Source organism: Candidatus Krumholzibacteriia bacterium (genome assembly GCA_030748535.1).
Taxonomy (GTDB): domain Bacteria; phylum Krumholzibacteriota; class Krumholzibacteriia; order JACNKJ01; family JACNKJ01; genus JASMLU01.
This window is the reverse complement of sequence record JASMLU010000001.1, coordinates 37885-58097: the sequence shown is the minus strand read 5'-3', so window position 1 is coordinate 58097 and position 20213 is coordinate 37885. Positions and strand designations below refer to the sequence as shown.

General features: G+C 58.9%; 22 protein-coding genes. 1 reads left to right on the top strand and 21 read right to left on the bottom strand.

Annotated features, from left to right (window positions below):
• Nucleotides 1-40 precede the first annotated feature (40 nt).
• From fabG to rfaE1, 10 genes are all read right to left on the bottom strand, one after another.
• On the bottom strand, nucleotides 41-790 hold the full coding sequence (gene fabG / locus QGH30_00230) for a 3-oxoacyl-[acyl-carrier-protein] reductase (protein ID MDP7020772.1): 750 nt from the start codon (nucleotides 788-790) through the stop codon (nucleotides 41-43).
• Nucleotides 787-1731 (bottom strand): ACP S-malonyltransferase, encoded by a 945-nt coding sequence (gene fabD / locus QGH30_00225; protein MDP7020771.1) that lies wholly within the window; start codon nucleotides 1729-1731, stop codon nucleotides 787-789. Before fabD ends, fabG begins: the two co-directional genes overlap by 4 nt.
• Nucleotides 1728-2738, bottom strand: coding sequence for a beta-ketoacyl-ACP synthase III (locus QGH30_00220; protein ID MDP7020770.1), 1011 nt, complete (start codon nucleotides 2736-2738; stop codon nucleotides 1728-1730). The genes fabD and QGH30_00220 overlap by 4 nt, the downstream gene beginning before the upstream one ends.
• Entirely contained in the window at nucleotides 2722-3738 is a 1017-nt protein-coding gene (plsX, locus tag QGH30_00215) for a phosphate acyltransferase PlsX (protein MDP7020769.1), read from the bottom strand. Before plsX ends, QGH30_00220 begins: the two co-directional genes overlap by 17 nt.
• A 1-nt stretch (nucleotide 3739) precedes the next feature.
• Nucleotides 3740-3928, bottom strand: a complete 189-nt coding sequence (gene rpmF / locus QGH30_00210) for a 50S ribosomal protein L32 (protein MDP7020768.1) — start codon at nucleotides 3926-3928, stop codon at nucleotides 3740-3742.
• A 2-nt stretch (nucleotides 3929-3930) separates the two neighbouring features.
• Nucleotides 3931-4470, bottom strand: a complete 540-nt coding sequence (locus QGH30_00205; protein ID MDP7020767.1) for a DUF177 domain-containing protein — start codon at nucleotides 4468-4470, stop codon at nucleotides 3931-3933.
• A gap of 88 nt (nucleotides 4471-4558) precedes the next feature.
• Nucleotides 4559-4957, bottom strand: coding sequence for a nucleoside-diphosphate kinase (gene ndk, locus QGH30_00200; protein MDP7020766.1), 399 nt, complete (start codon nucleotides 4955-4957; stop codon nucleotides 4559-4561).
• Between the two features lie 9 nt (nucleotides 4958-4966).
• Nucleotides 4967-5845, bottom strand: a complete 879-nt coding sequence (sucD, locus tag QGH30_00195) for a succinate--CoA ligase subunit alpha (protein ID MDP7020765.1) — start codon at nucleotides 5843-5845, stop codon at nucleotides 4967-4969.
• Complete coding sequence (gene sucC / locus QGH30_00190) at nucleotides 5842-6981, bottom strand: ADP-forming succinate--CoA ligase subunit beta (GenBank protein MDP7020764.1); 1140 nt, start codon at nucleotides 6979-6981, stop codon at nucleotides 5842-5844. Before sucC ends, sucD begins: the two co-directional genes overlap by 4 nt.
• Nucleotides 6982-6996: 15 nt before the next feature.
• Nucleotides 6997-8496 carry a D-glycero-beta-D-manno-heptose-7-phosphate kinase gene (gene rfaE1, locus QGH30_00185; GenBank protein ID MDP7020763.1) on the bottom strand — a complete coding sequence of 500 codons (1500 nt, stop codon included), beginning with the start codon at nucleotides 8494-8496 and terminating at the stop codon, nucleotides 6997-6999.
• A 129-nt stretch (nucleotides 8497-8625) separates the two neighbouring features.
• Here rfaE1 and QGH30_00180 point away from each other — a divergent pair, with 129 nt between their 5' ends.
• Nucleotides 8626-8934 carry a DUF3467 domain-containing protein gene (locus QGH30_00180; protein MDP7020762.1) on the top strand — a complete coding sequence of 103 codons (309 nt, stop codon included), beginning with the start codon at nucleotides 8626-8628 and terminating at the stop codon, nucleotides 8932-8934.
• Here QGH30_00180 and QGH30_00175 read toward each other — a convergent pair.
• The 11 genes from QGH30_00175 to QGH30_00125 form a co-directional block, all read right to left on the bottom strand.
• Nucleotides 8888-9808 (bottom strand): lysophospholipid acyltransferase family protein, encoded by a 921-nt coding sequence (locus QGH30_00175; protein ID MDP7020761.1) that lies wholly within the window; start codon nucleotides 9806-9808, stop codon nucleotides 8888-8890. The genes QGH30_00180 and QGH30_00175 overlap by 47 nt on opposite strands.
• 27 nt (nucleotides 9809-9835) lie before the next feature.
• Entirely contained in the window at nucleotides 9836-10864 is a 1029-nt protein-coding gene (dprA, locus tag QGH30_00170) for a DNA-processing protein DprA (GenBank protein MDP7020760.1), read from the bottom strand.
• A gap of 120 nt (nucleotides 10865-10984) precedes the next feature.
• Nucleotides 10985-12808, bottom strand: coding sequence for a translational GTPase TypA (gene typA / locus QGH30_00165; protein MDP7020759.1), 1824 nt, complete (start codon nucleotides 12806-12808; stop codon nucleotides 10985-10987).
• 126 nt (nucleotides 12809-12934) lie between these two features.
• Nucleotides 12935-13945, bottom strand: coding sequence for a GTPase ObgE (gene obgE, locus QGH30_00160; protein MDP7020758.1), 1011 nt, complete (start codon nucleotides 13943-13945; stop codon nucleotides 12935-12937).
• The gene (locus QGH30_00155) at nucleotides 13945-15129 is read right to left on the bottom strand and encodes a pyridoxal phosphate-dependent aminotransferase (GenBank protein MDP7020757.1); all 1185 of its coding nucleotides are present in this window, start codon (nucleotides 15127-15129) and stop codon (nucleotides 13945-13947) included. The genes obgE and QGH30_00155 overlap by 1 nt, the downstream gene beginning before the upstream one ends.
• On the bottom strand, nucleotides 15130-15603 hold the full coding sequence (gene coaD / locus QGH30_00150) for a pantetheine-phosphate adenylyltransferase (protein ID MDP7020756.1): 474 nt from the start codon (nucleotides 15601-15603) through the stop codon (nucleotides 15130-15132). It abuts the gene before it with no gap.
• The gene (gene rsmD, locus QGH30_00145; GenBank protein ID MDP7020755.1) at nucleotides 15600-16151 is read right to left on the bottom strand and encodes a 16S rRNA (guanine(966)-N(2))-methyltransferase RsmD; all 552 of its coding nucleotides are present in this window, start codon (nucleotides 16149-16151) and stop codon (nucleotides 15600-15602) included. The genes coaD and rsmD overlap by 4 nt, the downstream gene beginning before the upstream one ends.
• Nucleotides 16148-16684, bottom strand: coding sequence for a shikimate kinase (locus QGH30_00140; GenBank protein ID MDP7020754.1), 537 nt, complete (start codon nucleotides 16682-16684; stop codon nucleotides 16148-16150). The genes rsmD and QGH30_00140 overlap by 4 nt, the downstream gene beginning before the upstream one ends.
• Entirely contained in the window at nucleotides 16681-17868 is a 1188-nt protein-coding gene (gene aroC / locus QGH30_00135; protein ID MDP7020753.1) for a chorismate synthase, read from the bottom strand. Before aroC ends, QGH30_00140 begins: the two co-directional genes overlap by 4 nt.
• Nucleotides 17869-17940: 72 nt before the next feature.
• Complete coding sequence (locus QGH30_00130; GenBank protein MDP7020752.1) at nucleotides 17941-19668, bottom strand: Plug domain-containing protein; 1728 nt, start codon at nucleotides 19666-19668, stop codon at nucleotides 17941-17943.
• On the bottom strand, nucleotides 19665-20213 hold the full coding sequence (locus QGH30_00125; GenBank protein MDP7020751.1) for a hypothetical protein: 549 nt from the start codon (nucleotides 20211-20213) through the stop codon (nucleotides 19665-19667). Before QGH30_00125 ends, QGH30_00130 begins: the two co-directional genes overlap by 4 nt.

Here is a 20213-nt window from a genome sequence, read left to right as displayed (position 1 = left end):
CTTTAGGGCAAAGGGAGCTTGCTGTCAAATGCTAAACGGTCTAGCCAACCATGGTCATGCCGCCATTGACTCCCAAAACCTGCCCGCTGATGTAACTCGCTGAGGGAGAAAGGAGGAAGAGGACGGCTCCTGCGACATCCTCGGGACTTCCGGCCTTTTTCAGGGGAATGCCGGCGACCATTTCCTCACGAACGGCTTCGGGAAGATCCTCGGTCATGTCGGTCTCGATATAGCCAGGGGTCACGGCGTTGACGGTGATTCCACGGGGTCCCAGCTCGCGAGCGAGGCTCTTGGTCAGCCCCAACTGACCGGCCTTGCTCGCAGCGTAATTCGCCTGACCCGCATTTCCGGTCTGCCCCACCACGCTGCTGATATTCACAATGCGGCCCTCACGACGCTTCATCATGGCGCGGGCCACCGATCGGCAGAAATTGTAGGTGCCTCCAAGATTCACATCGAGAACCCTCTGCCAGTCATTCTGCTTCATGCGGATGAAGATCCCGTCCAGAGTGATCCCCGCATTGTTGACCAGAAAATCAATCTCGCCCATTTCCTCGCGGACCCGATTGACCAGTTCCTCGACGGCATCGGCATCAGAGACATCACAAGCGTAGCCACGCACCTGCTCTTCACCGGCCAGCTCCGAGGCAATCCCGGCACTCTTCTCCGGGTTGCTCCCCACGAGGGCTACCCTCGCCCCGTTTTCCAGCAGGGACTTCACGATGCCAAGACCAATTCCCCGGGTTCCCCCGGTGACGAGAGCCAGTTTTCCGCTGAAATCCTGATTCATGCTCCGGCCTCCTTTTCCTGTCCGCAGTAGTCCTCCAGAGCTTCCAGACTGCCCAGGGGAAGCACCTTCACGGAACGGTCAATCTGACGCATCAAACCCATGAGAACACGGCCCGGGCCCACTTCCAGAATACTCGCTTCTTCGCTGTTCCCGATCAAATGCTGCATGGAATCAGACCAGAGAACCGGGCGGGTCAACTGCTCAATAAGAAGCTGTTTCAGTTCATCGCCTGAAGTCGTGGGCTGAGCGGTCACATTGGCAATGACAGGGATCGACGCTTCGGAAAACTCCGTGGTCTCGAGTTTCGCTGCCAGTTCTCCGGCGGCCGAGGCCATGAGTTGCGAGTGAAAGGCGCCGCTCACGGGAAGAGGCACGACCTTCTTTGCACCCGCTTCCATGCAGGCTTCCATGCCCCGGGCCACTGCCTCGACGGCTCCGCTGATCACCATCTGGGCGGGACTGTTCAGGTTGGCCAGTTGAAGAACTTCTCCCTGGGCTGCCGTCTCACAGGCCGCCTCCACATCCTGGCGACCGAGACCAAGGACTGCGGCCATGGTGCCCGGTGTCTTTTCGCCGCTTTCAAACATCAGTCTTCCGCGAAGGGTCACCAGGGAAAGTGCGTCTTCAAAACGAAGAACGCCCGCAGCCACCAGTGCCGAGTATTCTCCCAAACTGTGCCCAGCGACGATGGAAGGCTCCATGCCCCGGGAAGTCAGGTAATCAAAAGCAAGGGCACTCGCCACAAGGATAGCGGGCTGGGCATAACGGGTTTCGGTCAGCTCTTCGAGAGGGCCTTCAAAACAGAGTCGCTTCAGGTCGAAATCCAGCGCTTCGTTTGCCTGATCAAAACGCTGTCTGGCAAGCTCATGAGACTCATAGAGGTCGGCAGCCATGCCCACAAACTGGGAAGCCTGTCCGGGAAAGATCATGGGCGTTCTCATTTGGTCTCCTTGATGGACAGGAGGGCAGAACCCCAAGTAAAGCCACCACCGAATGCCAGCAACAGGATCGGCTCTCCCGGCTTCACCCGCCCCTTTTCCCGCGCTTCATCAAGTGCGATGGGAATGGATGCGGCACTCGTGTTCCCGTATTCCTCGATGTTCATATAGACTTTTTCCATCGGAAAGGCGAGCCGCTTTGCCAGGGATTCCATGATGCGTGTGTTCGCCTGGTGAGGGATGAGAAGAGAAACTTCCTCGGCCTTGATGCCGGCTTCCTCGAGGGCCTTCTCGGCGGCGCTTCCCATATTACGAACTGCGTGCTTGAAGACATCCTTGCCCGCCATGTGGATCTTGTCTTCCCCGCTCTCGATGATCTCGGGGGTCACTGGATCGGCCGTTCCTCCCTTGGGGCACTTCAGAAGATCGGCAAGGGATCCATCGGAACGGATGCCGGTGGACAGGATGGTATTCTCTTCGGGATCGCAGGCTTCCAGAACCACCGCGCCAGAACCGTCCCCGAAGAGGACACAGGTATTTCGATCCCGATAATTGGTCAGGCGAGTCAATGCTTCGGAACCGAGGACAAGGGCCTTCTGCCCCTGCCCCGATGCCAACATGGCGCGGGCCTGCTGAAGACCGAAGAGGAAGCCGGAACAGGCGGCAGAAAGATCCCAGGCGGCAGCATTCCTGGCGCCGATGCGATCCTGCACGAGTACCGCAAGGCTGGGAAAAATAAGATCTGCGGTCACCGTGCCGATAATCAGGAAGTCGATTTCCTCTGCCTTCACGCCGGCATCCTCGAGGGCGCGCTCGGCGGCGAGGGTCGCAAGGTCGCTGTTATTTTCACCTTCGGAGAGGACATGGCGTCGCTTGATGCCCGTGCGAGTGCTGATCCATTCGTCGCTGGTGTCCACGATTTTACTGAGATCCTCATTCGTGAGAATCCTGTCGGGAACTGCGCGGCCTGTGCCGATCACCCTTACGCCGTACTCAGACTTCAAGCTCACTCTCCTCGACTCCCTGCAGGAGTTCCTTGGTTCTCTGAATGGTGTGCATTTCCTGGAAGCGGACGGCCGTTCCAATGGCATTCTTGATGGCAAGCTCGTTGCTCTTGCCGTGGCTGATAATCACCGTCCCGTTCACCCCGAGAAGGGGCGCTCCTCCATGTTCGGCATAGTAGAGTTCCTTGCGGATCTCACGAAGGCCGCTTCTCATAAGAAGAAGTCCGATCTTGCCCTTCAGGCGTGAGAGAACCGTCTCTTTCATGCGGCTGGCCAGATATCCGAGCATGCTTTCGGCCAGCTTCAGCACGACATTTCCGGTGAAACCATCACAGACGATGACATCCGCTTTCCCCCGGACGATGTCACGGCCCTCAATGTTTCCAATGAAGTTCACCGGCATTCTGGAAAGCTGCTCGTGAGCCTGAACATAAAGCTCGCTGCCCTTGCTCGACTCTTCGCCGATGTTCAGCAAGCCTACACGGGGATTCTCTACCGAGAAAGCGGACTCGGAAAAGAGCCGGCCCATGACTCCGAACTGCGCAAGATGCTCCGGCTTGTTGTCGGAGTTCGCTCCCACATCGAGAAGGACGGAACCCCCACCCTCGCCGGGAAACCAGGTGGCGATGGCAGGACGCAGAACATGAGAAAGCCTCCCCAGGGTAAGCAGGGCGCCAGCGACCATGGCTCCGGTGCTGCCGGCGCTGACGATGCCATCCACCTTGCCGTCCTTGATATCCCGCATGGCACGCGGCACCGGAGCGTCCTTTTTTTGACGCACGGCGCGAGCCGGAGAATCGTGCATGTCGATGGTTTCTGTGGTCGGATGGATCGCAAAAAGATCCGAACTCTCTCCCTCTTCCTGAAGGACAGAACGGATCTCTTCGGGATCTCCGTAAAGATGGATCTCCGGTGCAGGGTCGAGTTCGCGGAGTGCTTTCAGGGCACCACGAACGAGAACGGGAGGCCCGAAGTCGCCTCCCATCACATCGAGTGCGATCTTCAAACTAGTCCGTCTCTACCTTGAGAACCTGACGGCCGGCGTACCAGCCGCAATCGGGGCAAACCACATGAGACGTTTTCATGCTCCCGCAATGACTGCACTTGACCAGAGCAGGAGTGCGAACACTCGCCATCCAGACCGCGCGGGTCATCCGTGAACGGGAGCGGGATTTTCTTTTCTTCGGAACGGCCATTGCTATTCCTGCCTTTCACCGGAGCCCGGATTTTTGTCCTGCTCCATCTGTTTCTTCAGTTCCAGGAGGGGCCCCCATCTTGAGTCCCCGGGATCCTTTTCACAATCGCAGGATCCCTGATTCAGATCCTGACCACAGTGGGGACAAAGTCCCGCACAATCATCCCTGCAGAGCAGTTGAAGAGGCAGTGCCAGAAGCAGTGCCTCGCGCAGCGGAGCCAGAAGATCCACTTCCTGACTCTCATAGGGAAGGATGATGACATCCTCTCCCTCTTCCAGACCCTCGACCTCCTTGCGGAGAACCGTGCGCTGGAACTCTGTCTCCAGACGATCCTGAAACTGTCCGGAGCAGCGGTCGCAGCGCATGGGATACTCAGCGCCAAGTTCTGCCCGGACATTCCAGCGGTCTCCCGCCGGCTCGACCAGGATCCGTGCCTGAATCTGCACTTCCCCGATGCGCTCTTCCAAGCCTTCCAGAATCAGAGAGGATTCCCGCCGAAACTCCCGGCTCTCATCCCGAATCTCCGAAAGCAGAATCTTCATGGAATGCTCCCACCGGAGAAGGTGGAAAGCCTATGGTAGGATGCAAGTTGCACCTTGTCAAGGGGCAGGGCACCCGGCTTTCCCGGTCTCATGCGAAGATAATCCCGAGTTCTCGTTCCGCTGAAGCATCCGAGTCGCTGGCGTGAACGCCGTTATTCTGCAGACTGCGTCCATAAAGATCCCGAATGGTACCTTCCGCGGCCTCTTCCGGATTGGTGGCTCCCACCAAAGTCCGCAGGTCGGGAACCGCGCTTTCTTTCTCCAGAGCCACGGCCACGACGGGTCCCCCCGTAATGTAGCTCAGCAGATCGGGGAAGAAGGGCTTGCCTTCATGCTCTGCATAAAACTGCTTCACGGTTTCCATCGAGAGCTTCTTCAACTCCAGGCGCTCAATGCGGAAACCATTGTCGCTCAACATTTTCAGCACTTCGCCGATCTTCTGATCCGCGACCAGCTCGGGTTTTATCATCAGGTAGGTCTTGCTCAAGAAAACTCCTTACTTCGATGGGCTGTAGTTTTTCTGTAATAGCGCAACAATTTGACTGGGAATCTCGGCGACGGGGATCCCTACGGAGGAGAGCTTTTCGATCTTCTCCTCGGCAGTTCCCGAACCGCCCGAGATAATGGCTCCTGCGTGGCCCATCCTTTTTCCCGGAGGCGCCGTTTGACCGGCAATGAAGGCCACCACCAGCTTGTCCATGTGATCCCGGATGAAGTCGGCGGCCTCTTCCTCGTCCGTGCCCCCGATTTCTCCGATCATGACGACGGCCTCCGTTGCCGGATCCTGCTGGAAAGCGTCGAGACAGTCGATGAAATTGGTCCCGATGACCGAATCGCCCCCGATTCCAATGCAGGTGGTTTGCCCCAGTCCATTGCGGCTGAGCTGATCCACCACTTCATAGGTCAGGGTTCCCGAGCGACTGACGAGACCCACCGGACCTTCCTTGACAATGCTGGCCGGGAGGATGCCCACCTTGGACTGCCCCGGAGAAATCAGGCCCGGGCAGTTGGGGCCAATGAGGCGGGCTCCCTTCTCCCGCACCTGGGGCATGACCCGGTTCATGTCCGATACCGGAACGCCTTCGGTGACAGCGATGATGGTCTGGATGCCCGCATTCACTGCTTCGAGAATCGCATCGGAGGCCATGGCCGGAGGGACGAAAATGCAGGAAGTGTTCGCTCCGGTCGCGTCCACCGCTTCGGAGACCGTGTGAAAGACCGGCACCCCCACGGCTTCCTGGCCGCCCTTGCCGGGCGTGACCCCCGCCACGAGATTCGTGCCATAGGCCTTCATCTGTTCTGCGTGAAAGCCTCCATCGCGCCCGGTGATTCCCTGAACGAGGAGCCTCGTTTCCTTGTTGATGAAGATACTCATGCCGCACCTCCCGCCAGCTCGATGGATTTCTGCACAGCCTCGTCCATGGTTTCTGCGGGAACAAGATCCGTTTCCGCAAGCAGGGCGCGACCTTCCTCTTCATTGGTGCCGATGAGGCGAACCACCACCGGCACGGAAATGTCGATGCGCCGTTTTGCCTCGATAATGCCTCGTGCGATATCATCGCAACGGGTGATCCCTCCGAAAATATTAAAGAGAATGCACTTCACATTCGAGTCCCGGGTGATGATGTCCAGCGCCTTCACCACCTTGTCCGGATTGGAGGAGCCGCCCACATCCAGAAAGTTCGCCGGCTCTCCCCCATAGTATTTCACAAGATCCATGGTAGCCATTGCCAGGCCCGCTCCGTTGACAACACAGCCCACATTGCCTTCCAGCTTCACGAAACTGAGACCCGCTTCCCGTGCCTCGTTTTCCTCGGGCTCGCTTTCATCGGGATCTCTCCACTCGGCAATGTCGCCCTGGCGGAAAAGCCCGTTGTCGTCCAGGTTGATCTTCGCATCGATGGCCCAGACCTTGTCTTCGGGAGTGACGACAAGGGGATTGATCTCGGCCAGAGAAGCATCCACGGAGTCATAGGCCAGCCAGAGACGGCGGATCATGTCAGCGATCCGAATGGCGACACGACCATCAGCGATCTGAAAGGCCACCTTGCGTGCCTCAAAGGCGCGCAGGCCCCGCACCGGGTCGATCCGGTACTTGACGATTTTCTCCGGGCTCGTGCGTGCAACTTCCTCGATGTCCACGCCGCCGGCCGCAGAGACCATCAGTGTGGGAGCCTGGGCAGCCCGGTCCTGCACGATGCCCAGATAGTATTCATCGCGAATGTCCACGGCCGGAGTCACGAGAACCTTGCGGACCGTCAGTCCCTTGAGATCCATTCCGAGAATGGTCTCCGCCTTCTCGCGCGCATCGTTCGGATTCTCGGCGAGCTTCACGCCGCCGGCCTTGCCGCGACCGCCGACAAGAACCTGCGCCTTCACCACTGTCAAACCGCCACCCAGTTGCTTTGCCGCCTGTTTGACCTCTTCGGGAGTCGTCGCCACGCGATCCTCCGGAATCGGCATGTCAAAGCGCCGAAAGATCTGCTTCGCCTGATACTCATGGATCTTCACAGAGTCCCCTTCCCTTCATCGGCTTTCGCCGGATTCCTCATTCCTGTGAATCAAGTCTGTGGAGGAATATCCCTCCTGCATGGGAAAACGAATCACTTCGCCCCCCCAGGAACGGACTTCCCCTGCCCCGACAATTTCATCCTCGCTGTACTCCCCGCCCTTGACCAGAACATCGGGCTTCAACTCCTGAATCAGGTTCAGGGGAGTTTCTTCCTCGAAAATCACCACTGCATCGACAGGAATCAGATGGGAAAGAAGTCGTGCTCTTTCCTCTTCTCCGTTGACCGGACGATGCGGGCCTTTAAGACGCTTCACCGAGCGATCACTGTTGAGACCCAGGATCAGAAGGTCTCCCTGCCTTGCAGACTCGAGAAGCAGGGACAGATGGCCGAAGTGAAGGACATCGAAACAGCCATTGGTGAATACCAGCCTTCGTCCCTTCTCTCGCTGCTCTTCAGCCCAGGAGGCCACTTCTTCCCGGCGGAGAATCCGGGCCGGCTCCGAAGCGGTCTGTCCCATGGAAATATCCAGAGAGGCAGAGAGGATGTCTCCGGCGGTGGCGACCGCTGTTCCCACTTCTGCGACCACTCGCCCGGCGGCCAGATTCGCAATGCGGGCACCTTCTTCCAGGCCAATGCCCGCAGCCATCGCCAGACTGAGGACGGAGACCACGGTGTCGCCCGCTCCGGTGACATCGTAGACATGGCGGGCCAGTGCCGGAAACTTCCGAAGTTTTTGACCGGGTTCAAAGAGCGCAATGCCATCGCCCCCGAGAGTGATCATGAGGCTGCGCAGCTTCAGACGCTGGAGCAGACCGAGTCCCACGGTCTCCAGATCCGCGTCATTGTGAATGGGCAGACCGAAGGAAGCCGCTGCTTCGTTCCGGTTCGGTGTTACGAGATCAGCCCCCTCGTAGGCGGAAAAATGCCCCTCCTTGGGATCCACAATGACCGGGATGTTTCTCCGTCCTGCCTCCATCATGAGTTTGTTGACGAGGTGGTCCTCGAGCACGCCCTTCCCGTAGTCAGAAAGCAGGAGGGCGCGGCATTGCGGAAGCAGTTCCAGGGCCTTGTCCTCAATTCGGCGGAGTAATTCGGCGGGCAGCGCTGAGCGGTCTTCGGAATCAAAACGACAGACCTGCTGTCCGCTTCCCAGAATGCGGGTTTTCAGGGTGGTCTTCCGGGAGGAATCGCTGATCAGGTGCGCGGGGTCGATGCCGCGAGAATTGAGAATCTCGCGAAGTTCCGAAGCGGCTTCGTCTTCACCGATGAGGGACAGAAGAAGTGGTTTCCCGCCAAGTGCTGCGATGTTTCTCGCCACATTGGCCGCGCCCCCGAGGCGACTCTCCCGGCGCTGGATATCCACCACGGGAACCGGCCCTTCGGGGCTGATCCTGTCCACGGGGCCCGAAAGGTAGACATCGAGCATCAGGTCGCCGAGTACCATCACCGGAAGCCCGGCAAAAGCATCGAGATTTTCCTTCAGCTTGCGTGAATGTGAGGAGTCGGGGTTCATTTCAATCCCTGAAAAGGTGGAAAGGCAAGCTATCAAGGAAAATGGGGAGTGTCAAGATTGGGGCTGGCGGCCTGAAGAAGTGACTGTTATCCTGCCTGCGGACAAAACACCAAATCAGGGAAGGTCAAAATGAGCAAGGATAATCCCGCACAGGGGCACAGGATCAATATCGAGTTGGGCGAGGAAATGGCGCCCGGTACTTATGCCAACGCGACCGTGGTCACACACTCGGGCAGCGAGTTCGTCTTCGACTTCGTGCGGGTCGTGCCCGGCGTTCCGAAGGCCAAGGTTGTCGAGCGCATCATCATGGCCGCCCCCAACGCCAAGGCTTTCATGAAAACCCTCGAACAGAACATGCAGAAGTTCGAGAGCATGCATGGAGAAATCGCGGTCAAGGCATCGCAGACCCTGGTTCCCGGATCGGATCTGCCAAGCTAGCCTTCTCGGGAAGCCCGTCCTCGCCTTTCGGCGCCGCCTTCCAGCGGCGATGTAGCCAGAACCACTGTTCCGGAAATTCCCGGACCATCGATTCCAGGGCCGCCGTGTGAACGGCGGTCCATTTTATTACCGCCTCTTTCGTCGCCTCCCCCTCCGGGAGAATGGGAGGAAGAAAACGAAAGCGGAAACGGGATCCGTCTCGAATCGGAAATCCCATGAGAATCGCAGCACCGGTTTTCAGGGCAAAGTGAGCGGCGCCGGGGTGAGTTAGCGTCCTGCGGCCGAACATGGGAACCGTGATTCCGTGGTAGCGCGCCTCCTGGTCGCCGGGGAAGAGAACTGTCTTGTTCTCTCGCAGCAGTTTCAGGGTGCTTCGCAGTGCCATGCCCCGGCGAAGGATCTTCAGCCCCAGGCGTTCCCGCATTTCGTTGATCTGTTCGTCCACCCGGGAGTTGGACAAGTCTCCGACAAGAAGATGCACATCGAGACCCAGGTGCATTCCCATCAGGCCGACCAGTTCCCAGTTTCCGAAGTGGCTCATCAGGAGAATGATCCCCTTGCCCCGCTCTTGCGCTGCCTCCAGATGCTCGCGACCTTCCACTTCGATGCTTTCCAGAATCCCCTTCTCTCGCAAGCGAGGCAGGGCGAAGTACTCAAGGTGGGTGCGTCCGAAACACTCATAGCACTTGCGGGCAATCCGGTCGGGCTTGTCCAGTTCCTTCCCGAAGGCGATGTTCAGGTTTTCACGGACGCTCGAACGGCGAATGCCGAGAGTCCAGGCAAGCCTTCCCAGGTACTTTCCAATCACACTCAGTGTGGGCCAGGGAAGGCAGGAGAAGACCCGGAGACCGATCCTCACCAGAAAACTTTCCATTCGATGTTTCATGCGCATGCAAGGATGCTAGCTTGCGGGTCCTTCCTCTGCAAGAGCAAGGAAGTGAAATCGTCCGCCGGTTTCTCTTCTCACCTCGCCCGATCGTTCCCAGTCGGAGAGTTCACGAAGTACCCGATCCAGGGGCCATCCGGATTTGAGACTCAAGGTTTCAAGATCGGTGATCCCTTCTTCCCTTGCACGCTCGCAGTTCCAGACTCGTCCCCCCTGCTTGCCCCAGCCCAGTTCCTCCAGCACTTCGCCTGCACTGAGAACAGGCAATGCTCCTTCGAGCAGGAGCCGGTTGCTTCCCCTGGCTGCGGGGTTCAGGGGGCAGGAAGGCGCCACCATGACGCTTCGACCCAGTTCCCGGGCATGCATTGCGGTGGACAGGGCGCCACTCTTTTCGCCGGCCTCGACAAGAATCAGGACGCGGGACAGGGCTGCAATGATGCGGTTGCGACGGGGAAAGTGAAAGGGGCGCGGGCGGCATCCGGGCGGGAACTCGCTGATCAGTGCTCCTTCCTTCATGATTTTTCTCGCAAGCCCCCCATGCTCGGGAGGGTAGATGCAATCGAGTCCCCCGCCGAGGACCGCAAGAGTCTCCCCCTTTTCGATGGCTCCCTCATGGGCGGCACGGTCAATGCCCCGGGCCAGGCCGCTGACGATGCAGAGCTTTTCCCCGCTCAGCCTCTCTGCAAGCTGCCTTGCGAAACTTTGCCCCCGCGAAGAACAGCGGCGGCTCCCCACAATGGAAACTTTCTCTATTGTCGGAAGGCTACCCATTGTGAAAAGAAGCGGGGGAATCTGAGGGAGATCAAGAAGAGCCGCCGGGTACTCCGCTTCCCCGCTGAGGATCAAGCGGATCCCCTTCTCCTTGCAATACTCGCCCTGCCTTTGAAGCTCTTTCTGTGAAGGAAGATGCTCCTTCGCCAGTCCTTCCCGGCGCAGTTTTTCCAGGAGCCCTTCCAGATGCTCTGCCCGGATCGCTTCTTTCGGGAAGTGATTCGGGTGATAGAGAAGTCGATGGCTGAGTTCCAGTTTTTGCAAGGTCTGCATGCTATGCCGTGGCAAGATGCGGGCCGAAAGTTTCGTGCAGAACTGCGAGATTCTCCAGCTTCTCTGCCCACAACTTGGGCAGGGGAGAGTTTCCCGGACAAGTTGCTTCCGGGCGACCCTCTACTTCGTATCCGATGCCAGTTTTGCGGATGCCCGGGATTCTCGCTTGCGATTATTCTCATCGAGGAGAGCCTTGCGCATTCGAATCGACTGGGGCGTGATCTCCACATATTCGTCAAAGGAGATGTGCTCGAGGCATTCCTCCAGGCTGCACTTCACGGCCGGAGCTACTTTCAAACCGCGATCCGAAGAGGAAGACCGCATGTTTGTCAGCTTCTTGGACTTCTGTGCATTGACCACAATGTCTCCCTCTTTGGGACTCTCGCCGATGATCATGCCGGCATAGAGTTCCTCTCCCGGGTCCACAAAGAAGCGTCCCCGATCCTGGAGAGCATCCAGCGCGAAGGACACGGCAGCACCCTGAGCCATGGAGACAATACTCCCGGTCTGCCGATGGGGAATCGATCCCTTGAAGTACTCGTATTGAAAGAAGCGGTGGTTCAGTGTGATCTCGCCCGAAGTTGCCCGGAGCATCCGACTTCGGAAACCGATCAGGCCACGGCTGGGAACATGAAACTCAAGCAGGCTCCGTCCATCACGATTCTCCATCTTCACCATCTCGCCGCGGCGGGTTCCCAGATGCTCGATCACGGTTCCGGAATGTTCCTTGGCCACATCGACCGAGAGAACCTCCACCGGCTCCGCCTTCTTCCCGTCGATTTCCTTGAAGATGACCCGGGGCTGGCCGACCATGAACTCGTAGCTTTCGCGTCGCATGGTTTCCATCAGAATGGACAGGTGCAAAATGCCGCGACCGGAAACCTTGAACTCATCCGGGCTTGCCGTGTCTTCCACCCGGAGCGCCATGTCACGCTCGGTTTCCTTGTACAGCCGCTCACGAAGTTGGCGGCTGCTGCAATACTTGCCTTCCTTCCCGAAGAAGGGGCTCGTGTTCACGAGGAAACTCATGGTGAGCGTGGGCTCGTCCATGGCGATCAGGGGCAGGGGTTCAGGATTCAGGGGATCGGACAAGGTATCGCCGATCTCTACCTCTGAAAGCCCCACTACGGCACAGATGTCTCCGCAGGAGACCTCCTGCACTTCGCGCCTACCGAGACCATCAAATTGAAAGAGCTGTTTTATCGGGGCGGTTTCGGTACTTCCATCCCTCTTGATGAGGGCCACGGTTTCCCCGCTTCGCACTTTCCCGCGGAAGACCCGACCGATGCCGATCCTGCCGACATAGTCACTGTGATCCAGCGCTGTGCAGAGCAACTGTAGCGGCCCATCCTTCACGAGCGGTGCAGGAATATGCTCGACAATCATGTCCAGCAGGGGAGTCAGATCCTTGCGCTCGGCTCCCATGTCAGCCACCGCCCAGCCATCGCGACCCGCGGCATAGGCTGTCGGGAACTCCAACTGATTCTCATCGGCATTCAGGTCGATGAAAAGATCGAGGACCTCATCATGCACCTCGAGCGGTCTCGCACCGGGGCGGTCCACCTTGTTGATCACCACGATGGGCTTCAGGTGAAGCTGAAGGGCTTTTTGAAGGACAAAGCGGGTCTGGGGCATCGGGCCCTCAAAGGCATCGACCAGGAGCAAGACTCCGTCGGCCATTTTCAGAACACGCTCTACTTCGCCTCCAAAGTCCGCATGGCCGGGAGTGTCGATGAGGTTGATGCGCACATCGCCATAATTGACCGAGATGTTCTTGGAGCGGATCGTAATGCCCCGCTCACGCTCAAGATCATGGGAATCGAGAAGACGCTCGGCAACTTCCTGCCCTTTGCGAAACAGCTTGCACTGTTTCATGACCTCGTCCACGAGGGTCGTCTTTCCGTGATCGACATGGGCAATGATTGCAATGTTGCGAAGGCTCATGGGCAACTCCGGGTTGATGAAGCGCCCAATAAGGGCTGGCCGGGCTCACAAGTCAAGCGGGAAGAGCTATGCGATCGCGTAGGGCGGGGTTGAGGAGAGTGTTCCTGAGGATACAGAATCAAAGACCTACTTCGGCGGAATCGCCGGCGACTCGTTCTCTTCGGGGGGATTCACATGCAGGTCCAGTTCGCGTAGCAAGGGGTCCAGCCCCTTGCGGGCGACCGAACTGATGGAATAGAAGGAAACGGATTCCTTGAGACCTTCGGGGCGAGGGGGATCTTCGGAAAGAAGATCCGTCTTTGTCAGGCAGAGGATCCGGGGCTTGTCGAGCAGTTCCGCATCGTGCTTCTCCAGCTCCACGAGAAGGGTCAGGTATTCCCCCACCGGATCTTCCACGCTGGCATCCACCAGGAAGAGAAGCACCCTCGTGCGCTCAATATGCCGCAGGAACTCCTTGCCGAGGCCTTTCCCATCACTGGCACCTTCGATCAGGCCGGGGATGTCGGCCATCACCAGACTTCGATACTCCGAAGTCTTCACAATGCCCAGGTTCGGTTCCAGAGTCGTGAAGGGATAATCGGCGATCTTTGGTCTCGCCGCTGAGATCACCGAAAGCAGCGTGCTCTTGCCCGCATTCGGGAAGCCGACCAGTCCGACATCGGCAATCAGCTTCAGTTCCAGTTCCAGGGTCTTCTCTTCGCCGGGTTTCCCGTCCTTGGCAAAATCGGGAGTCTGGCGGCTGGCCGTCTTGAAACGGGCATTGCCGGCTCCCCCCTTCCCGCCTTCAGCGACCAACAGTTCATCGCCTTCTTCGGTCAGGTCGCCGAGAATCTCATCCTCTTCTGCATCTCTTACCAAAGTGCCCGGAGGCACGAGGATGACAAGATCCTCTCCGCTTCGTCCTGTCTTGTGGGAACTGCCACCAGACTTGCCCTTGTCTGCCTGGTAGAAGTTGCGGTAACGAAGATCGAGAAGTGTGTTCAACTTTCGGGACACTCGCAGGGTGACCGATCCTCCACGCCCGCCGTCGCCACCCCAGGGCCCTCCGCGGGGAATGAAACGCTCGCGACGGAAGGCCACGCAGCCATCGCCGCCCTTCCCGCTTGCAATCCGGATCATGACGCGATCAATAAACATCAGCGGAAAAAGCGTCCGAGTCTTTCGAAGGCGCTCCTGAGATCGTCCTCCGAGGCGGCAAAGGAAAGGCGTGCATAGTTCGGCATGCCAAAGGCATCGCCGGGAACAAGGACCACGCCTTCTTCTTCAATCAGCTCCGAACAGAAACGATTACCATCTTCCCAGCCGCGTGCCTCCAGCACCGGCGAAGTGTCAAAGAAGAGGTAGAAGGCTCCCTGGGGGTCTACAAAGGGAAATCCCGTTGCGGAGAAAAAGTCACAAACCAGATTGCGTCGCTCTTCAAAGGCAAGGCGCATGGCTTCGATCGGCTCCCGGGGACCGTCCATTGCAGCAAGGGCCGCCCGCTGGCTGATCTGGCTGGGGCTGGAAAGAGCCTGGCTCTGGTAATTCGCAAGAGGGACGATAATGGCAGGATCTCCGAGAGCATAGCCCAGTCGCCAGCCCGTCATGGCAAAGCTCTTCGAGACGCCGCTGACCACGACCGTCCTCTCGGGCATCCAGGGAGCCACCGTGTAAAGGGACTGGTGGCTCAGGTCTCCGTAGAGAAGGTCTTCATAAATCTCGTCTGAAATCACCAGAAGGTCCCGGTCGCGGACGACTTCGGCCAGTTCCAGCAATTCCTTGCGACTGTAGACGGCACCCGTCGGATTGGTCGGGTTATTGAGAAGCAGCAGTTTCGAGCGATCCGTCACCGAGGCATCCAGGTCCGCCGCCTTCAGCTTCAGCCCTTCCTCCAGGCGGGTTTCAATGGGCTTCGGCCGCCCCGAGCGCATCTTCACCATGGCTTCGTAACTGACCCAGAAAGGTCTCGGGTAGAGAACCTCATCGCCCGGATCAAGCAGGACGCTCATCAGGTAGTAGAGAAGTGGCTTGGCGCCGCTGGACACGCAGACCTGCTCTCTGCGAAGTTCCCGATCCCAGCGAGCGGAGTAGTTCCGGGCCACGGCTTCCCGTAACGCCGGTTCGCCGGCGGCAGCCGTGTAGCGAGTGGCTCCGCTTTGAATTGCCTCCACGCCCGCATCGGCCACATGAGCGGGAGTGCAAAAGTCAGGCTCTCCGGCCGTAAGGGACAGAATGTCCCTGCCTTCTGACTTCAGCTTGCGCGCAAGAGCGGTTACGGCCAAAGTCTTGGAAGCCTCGATACCCCCGCCTGAAAGCGAGAGCCGGTCACTGAATCTTTCCACCTACTGTTTCTCCTCAATCATTTCCAACACTACCTCCGGCACGAACTCACTGAGGTCGCCTCCGAAGGCAAGAACTTCCTTCACCAGCGTGGAGCTGAGATAAATAAAGGCCTCGCAGGGCATCATGAAGATCGTCTCAAAGCGGTCGAGCAGTTTACGGTTCGTCAGCGCCATGACCAGTTCGTACTCGAAGTCGCTGAAGGCTCGTACGCCTCGCAAGACGGCACTGACATCCAGATTCTGAACCTGCTCGGTCAGCAGGGTATCAAAGGACAGCACACGAACGGTGCTGAAGTCCTCCACACTGCGCTCGACCATTTCGATCCGTTTCTCCAGACTGAACAAGGTAGACTTTTCCCGGCTCTTTGCCACTGCGACAATCAATTCATCGCAAAGGGGAAGAGCCCTCTCGATCAGGTCGAGATGCCCGAGGGTCGGTGGATCAAAGGTACCCGGATAAAGCCAGCGGTTCATGGCTTTCCTCCTTCAGAGAGAATCAGGACGGTCGTATCACCGAACTCCAGCTGTCGCTCAATCTCCAGGCCTTCCGGCACCGGGGGAAGATCGCGAGAAGATGCTTCGAAAACGAGTTTCCCGAATTGCCCGCTTCGCAGTTCCACAATTCGCTTCAGGCAGAGGTCGCCATCGGGGTCTCCGTAGGGCGGATCCAGAAAGACAAGATCATAATCCTCCCCGGCCCAGTCATTGACCACATAGGCCGAAGCCCTCTTCTGGTAGAGTCTGACCTCAATTTGGGGAGATTTCAAGGGAGCCAGGTTCCTTTCCAGCGCATTCATGCTCGTCCGGGAACGGTCCACAAAGGTGGCCTCCACGGCTCCCCGGCTCATGGCCTCAATGCCCAGGCTCCCGGAACCGGCAAAGAGGTCAAGAACCCTCTTCCCCTGCAGGACGCCGCCGAGAACCGAAAAGAGACTTTCCCGCACCCGGTCGCTCGTCGGGCGCACGCCCTTGGGCGGAACAAAGAGGCGGCGGCCCTTGAAACGCCCGGCAATGACTCTCATGGCTCGCCCTCGGCGCAAAGAAGAGCTTCGTGGATGCGTTCGCAGAGGGAATCGAGAACCGTCCCAAGATTGCCTTCCTCGGGGTCGTGGACCTCGAGGGTTTCTGTAGCAACCTCGCGATACAGGGGCAGGCGACGCTCGAAGAGAGCCTGCACTTCTTCCTCACTCTTCTCGAGAAGCGGACGCTGGTGGCGAGAAACACTCTGCAACCAGGGCGACAGGTTTTCCCACTTCCAGTCCAGGAAGACGGTAAAGGCGGCCTGGAGGATCTTCCGGTTTTCGGGTCTCTCGATGATCCCACCCCCGGTGGCCACGATCAGGCGGTCCTCCCTGTCCAGCTCCTCGAGCATCGCGGTTTCCCGGTCGCGGAATCCGGACTCTCCTTCGCTCTCAAAGATTTCTCGCACCGACTGGCCGGCCCTTTGCACAATGCAGCGGTCCAGGTCACGAAAACTCCGCCCGCTGTACTCGGAGAGATAGTCGCCCAGGGTGCTTTTCCCCGAGGCCATGAATCCGGTCAGGTAGAGATTCATCTCGCAGCAATCTGGCGAAGGTGACGCCGCCAATCGGCTTTCAGGTTTCGCATCGTGTCCTTGCTGAACTGTTCCAGAACGGCATCGGCCAGGATGAGGGCAACCATGGCCTCGAGCACCACTCCCATCGCCGGCACGGCACAGGCATCGGATCGCTCGCGCACGGCCTTGACCTTCCGCCCCGTGGCGATGTCCACAGTATCGAGAGGACGCGTCAGAGAGCTGATCGGTTTCATGGCCGCACGAACAAGAAGCGGCTGCCCGTTGCTCATGCCGCCCTCCAGTCCCCCCATGCGGTTTCCGCTTCTCGCATAGCGTCCCTGCCCGGGATTCCGTCGACGCTTGTCCGGGGCAATGCTGTCCATCACGCGACTTCCCCGCTTCGTGGCATTCTCAAAGGCAGGTCCGAACTCCAGGCCCTTGACCGCAGGAATCGACATCGCCGCACTCGCAAGGCGCGCATCCAGCCGACGATCCCAGTGCACATAATGCCCGATACCTGCGGGCAGGCCCCGCACCACTACCTCGGCAACACCGCCGAGAGTGTCGCCCTCGCCCCAGACACCCTTGATCGTCTTTCGCATGCGCTCGTAGCATTTCTCATCGTCGGCAAGATGGAGATCGTTGGAAGCGGCTCTTTCGGCCATGGCGGCCAGGTCATCGTAGTTCGGCTGGCTTCTTACGCCGCCGATTGAAAGAACATGGCTGAAGATCTCCACTCCCAAACTCTCCAGCAACTGCCGACAGGCCGAACCTGCGGCAACGCGAGCCGCCGTTTCCCGGGCCGACGCTCTTTCAAGAATGTTGCGGATGTCCGGAGTTCCGGTCTTCAGGTAGCCGGCAAGATCGGCATGGCCGGGCCGTGGCTGGGTGACCGCCTTGATCTTCTTCCCGCGAAGTGCCTCGGGACTCATCGAGTCGCGCCAGTTTTCGTGGTCCCGGTTTTCAATCAGGAAACTCAGGGGGCTTCCCAGAGTCACTCCATGGCGAAGGCCACCGGTAATCTCCACACGATCCTCTTCGATCTTCATCCGCCCGCCCCGGCCGTAGCCCTCCTGGCGGCGAGCCAACTGCTCGTCGATCTTCTTCCTGCTCAGACGGAGCCCCATGGGCAGGCCCTCCAGGAGTGCCGTCAATGCAGGGCCGTGGCTTTCTCCGGAAGTAATCAGTTGAAGGTGTCGCATGTTTCTCCTTTGAGCGCAGACTAAAGGCAGCTCAGGGAGCGGGCAAGCGGAGATTTGGAGGAAGCGGACGGCTCAGTTGTCCAGATACCAGTCGACGCCAATCCAGAAGCGGGCGGGAGATTGGGGGAAGCCGGGGACTTCCTCCAGCGGCCAGTTGAAGAGATTGTTCCAGGAGGCCCAGATCGAGCCGCTGAGGATTCTGAGTTCCGCCTTGGCATCCATCAGGAGAGTGGAAGGAAGTTCGCCTCCCCCGCGCACTTCCATGGGCAGGCTGAAGACCCAGCGCCCATCTCCGCGGGCAATTTCCCGCTCCCAGCGAAGGAATAGCTTCATAAGAAAGGGTGCGCTACGGCCGCTCTCTCCCAGGTCGGCAAGCAGGCTGCCCTCCAGAAGGAAGGCTCCCGGGGCGGGATCGCTGATCAGGGAAAAACCGGCATCAAAAAGGCGATGAAGCGGCTCTGCGTCCCAGCGGAAAGTAAGGCCCAGGGAATGAAGATCCTGCACCTCGCCCTGCCGCCAGGAAGACTGAAGCGAGTCCAGACTCCAGGGGCGATGGCCGACTTCCGCACGATACAGAAGCCCCACATGGAGGTCTCCCAGAGATCGCTTCAGATGAAGGCCCAGACGCTGAAAATCGGGATCCGAAAGGGAATCGGGAGAAGTCACGGTCCAGGGCCATTGGAACTCCGAGTCGTAGCGATCGAAAGCCCAGGGCAGGGCACCACGCCCCGCAGAGAAAAAGGCACGAAGATGATTCTCCCCGAAATCCCGCTCAAGGGAGAGATCGCCAAGAAGGGCAAGTGACGCGTTTTCAGCGACTTCCGCTCGCAAGCCAGAGTAAACCCTGAACTGCTTCCAGCTTCCCGACTCTTCTGCAAAAGCCCAGACCCGGGCCGGATTCCCCAGGGAAGTCGAAGCAGTGCCGGAGTGAGAAGCGCGAAGGAGATGGCTCTCCAGCCCGGCTCCCCCCTCGATCCCCCGGTAAGTCCCCCGCCAGGACAGTTCAAACATCGCATCCTCGGAAGTCCAGAGTTCGGAACGACGGCGGCTGAAGCGCTGAATCGCATGCCACCGCCCCCAGGGACTCTCCGGCAGGGCGAGACTCAGTTGATAGAGTCCCCGGTTCCATTTGCCCGAGGCCTGAGACAGTGAAAGATCACTTTGCAGAAGCTGAAGCTCCAGCGGGCCCGCCCGCCCGGCATCCAGATCCATGCGAAGAGTGAGAGTCCTGCGGCTGCTTCGTGTGGGCTCGGGACTGGCCGGGGTTTCTGAATAATCCCCGAAAGAATGGAGACCCTCTCGAAAGTACTCATCGAGACCCAGGCTCATGGCGGGATTGCCTCCGGGCGTTTCCAGGGAGAAACGGCGAGCTTCCGGTTCTCCGGTCATGACGGGAGCCACATGAATCCAGGCACGGGAGGTCTTCTCCTCGTGGCGACGGGTTTCCACAAGGATCACTCCCGCCCCCGCATGGTTCCCCCACTTGACAGCCTCCGAACCCGTCTTGACCGTGATCTTTTCGACCAGACTGAGGGGAATGTCCGACCAGAGGTTCTCCCCGGTCCAGGGATCCTGCATCGGCATGCCATCGAGCAGAAGCAGAACTTCCTCGCTTCTCCCGGAATCCAGAAGGAAGGGCAGGCCGGCCCCTCCCTTTCGATCCAGCCGCAGGAAAGGAGCGCGAGAGAGAACATCCTCCAGATTGTCTGCGTGACAACGGCGAAGCTCCTCGCCGGAGATTTCCCAGGAGAGAGCCCCGGCCGTCACGGAAACAAGGAGAAGAAGGAGAAGCTTCCTCACGCAGGAACCTCCCTTCGACGACGAGCCTCAATGCGGGCCAGAGTTCTCGCCATCGGCTCGAAGCTGGAAAGGAAGACCAGCAGGTTGAAGGCCAAGCCCCAGGAAGTCATGAGGGCTCCAAGAAACAACCAGGCTTTCTGCCCTTCTCCGGCAAAACCCGAGAAGGCAAAGACCGGGGAAAGAGGGAGCGCAAGAGCCGAGAGAATGGCAAAGGGCACAAGAAGGACACGACGCATGAGCCCGGAGCCAAGAGGGGAAACAAGGCGGGCGAAGAATGCTCCCAGCGTTGTGATCCAAAGGGCAGCCAAGGCCTGGCAGGCAAAGAGGAGGGGAAAGACAAGGCTGGAGCCGTAGGGATTCAACCCATAGTAGAGAGCCACGGCAAGAAGACCGGCCACGGCCCCTGAGCGGAGTCCCAGAGCGTAGCCGGAAACAAAGAGAGAGAAGGTCAGGAGTTCGACATTGGGAACGGGAGCCAGCAGAAAGCCCAGAGCCGCAGAGAGAGAGGCGAAGAGAGAAATTCGCACGGTCTGTCGCAGAGTCAT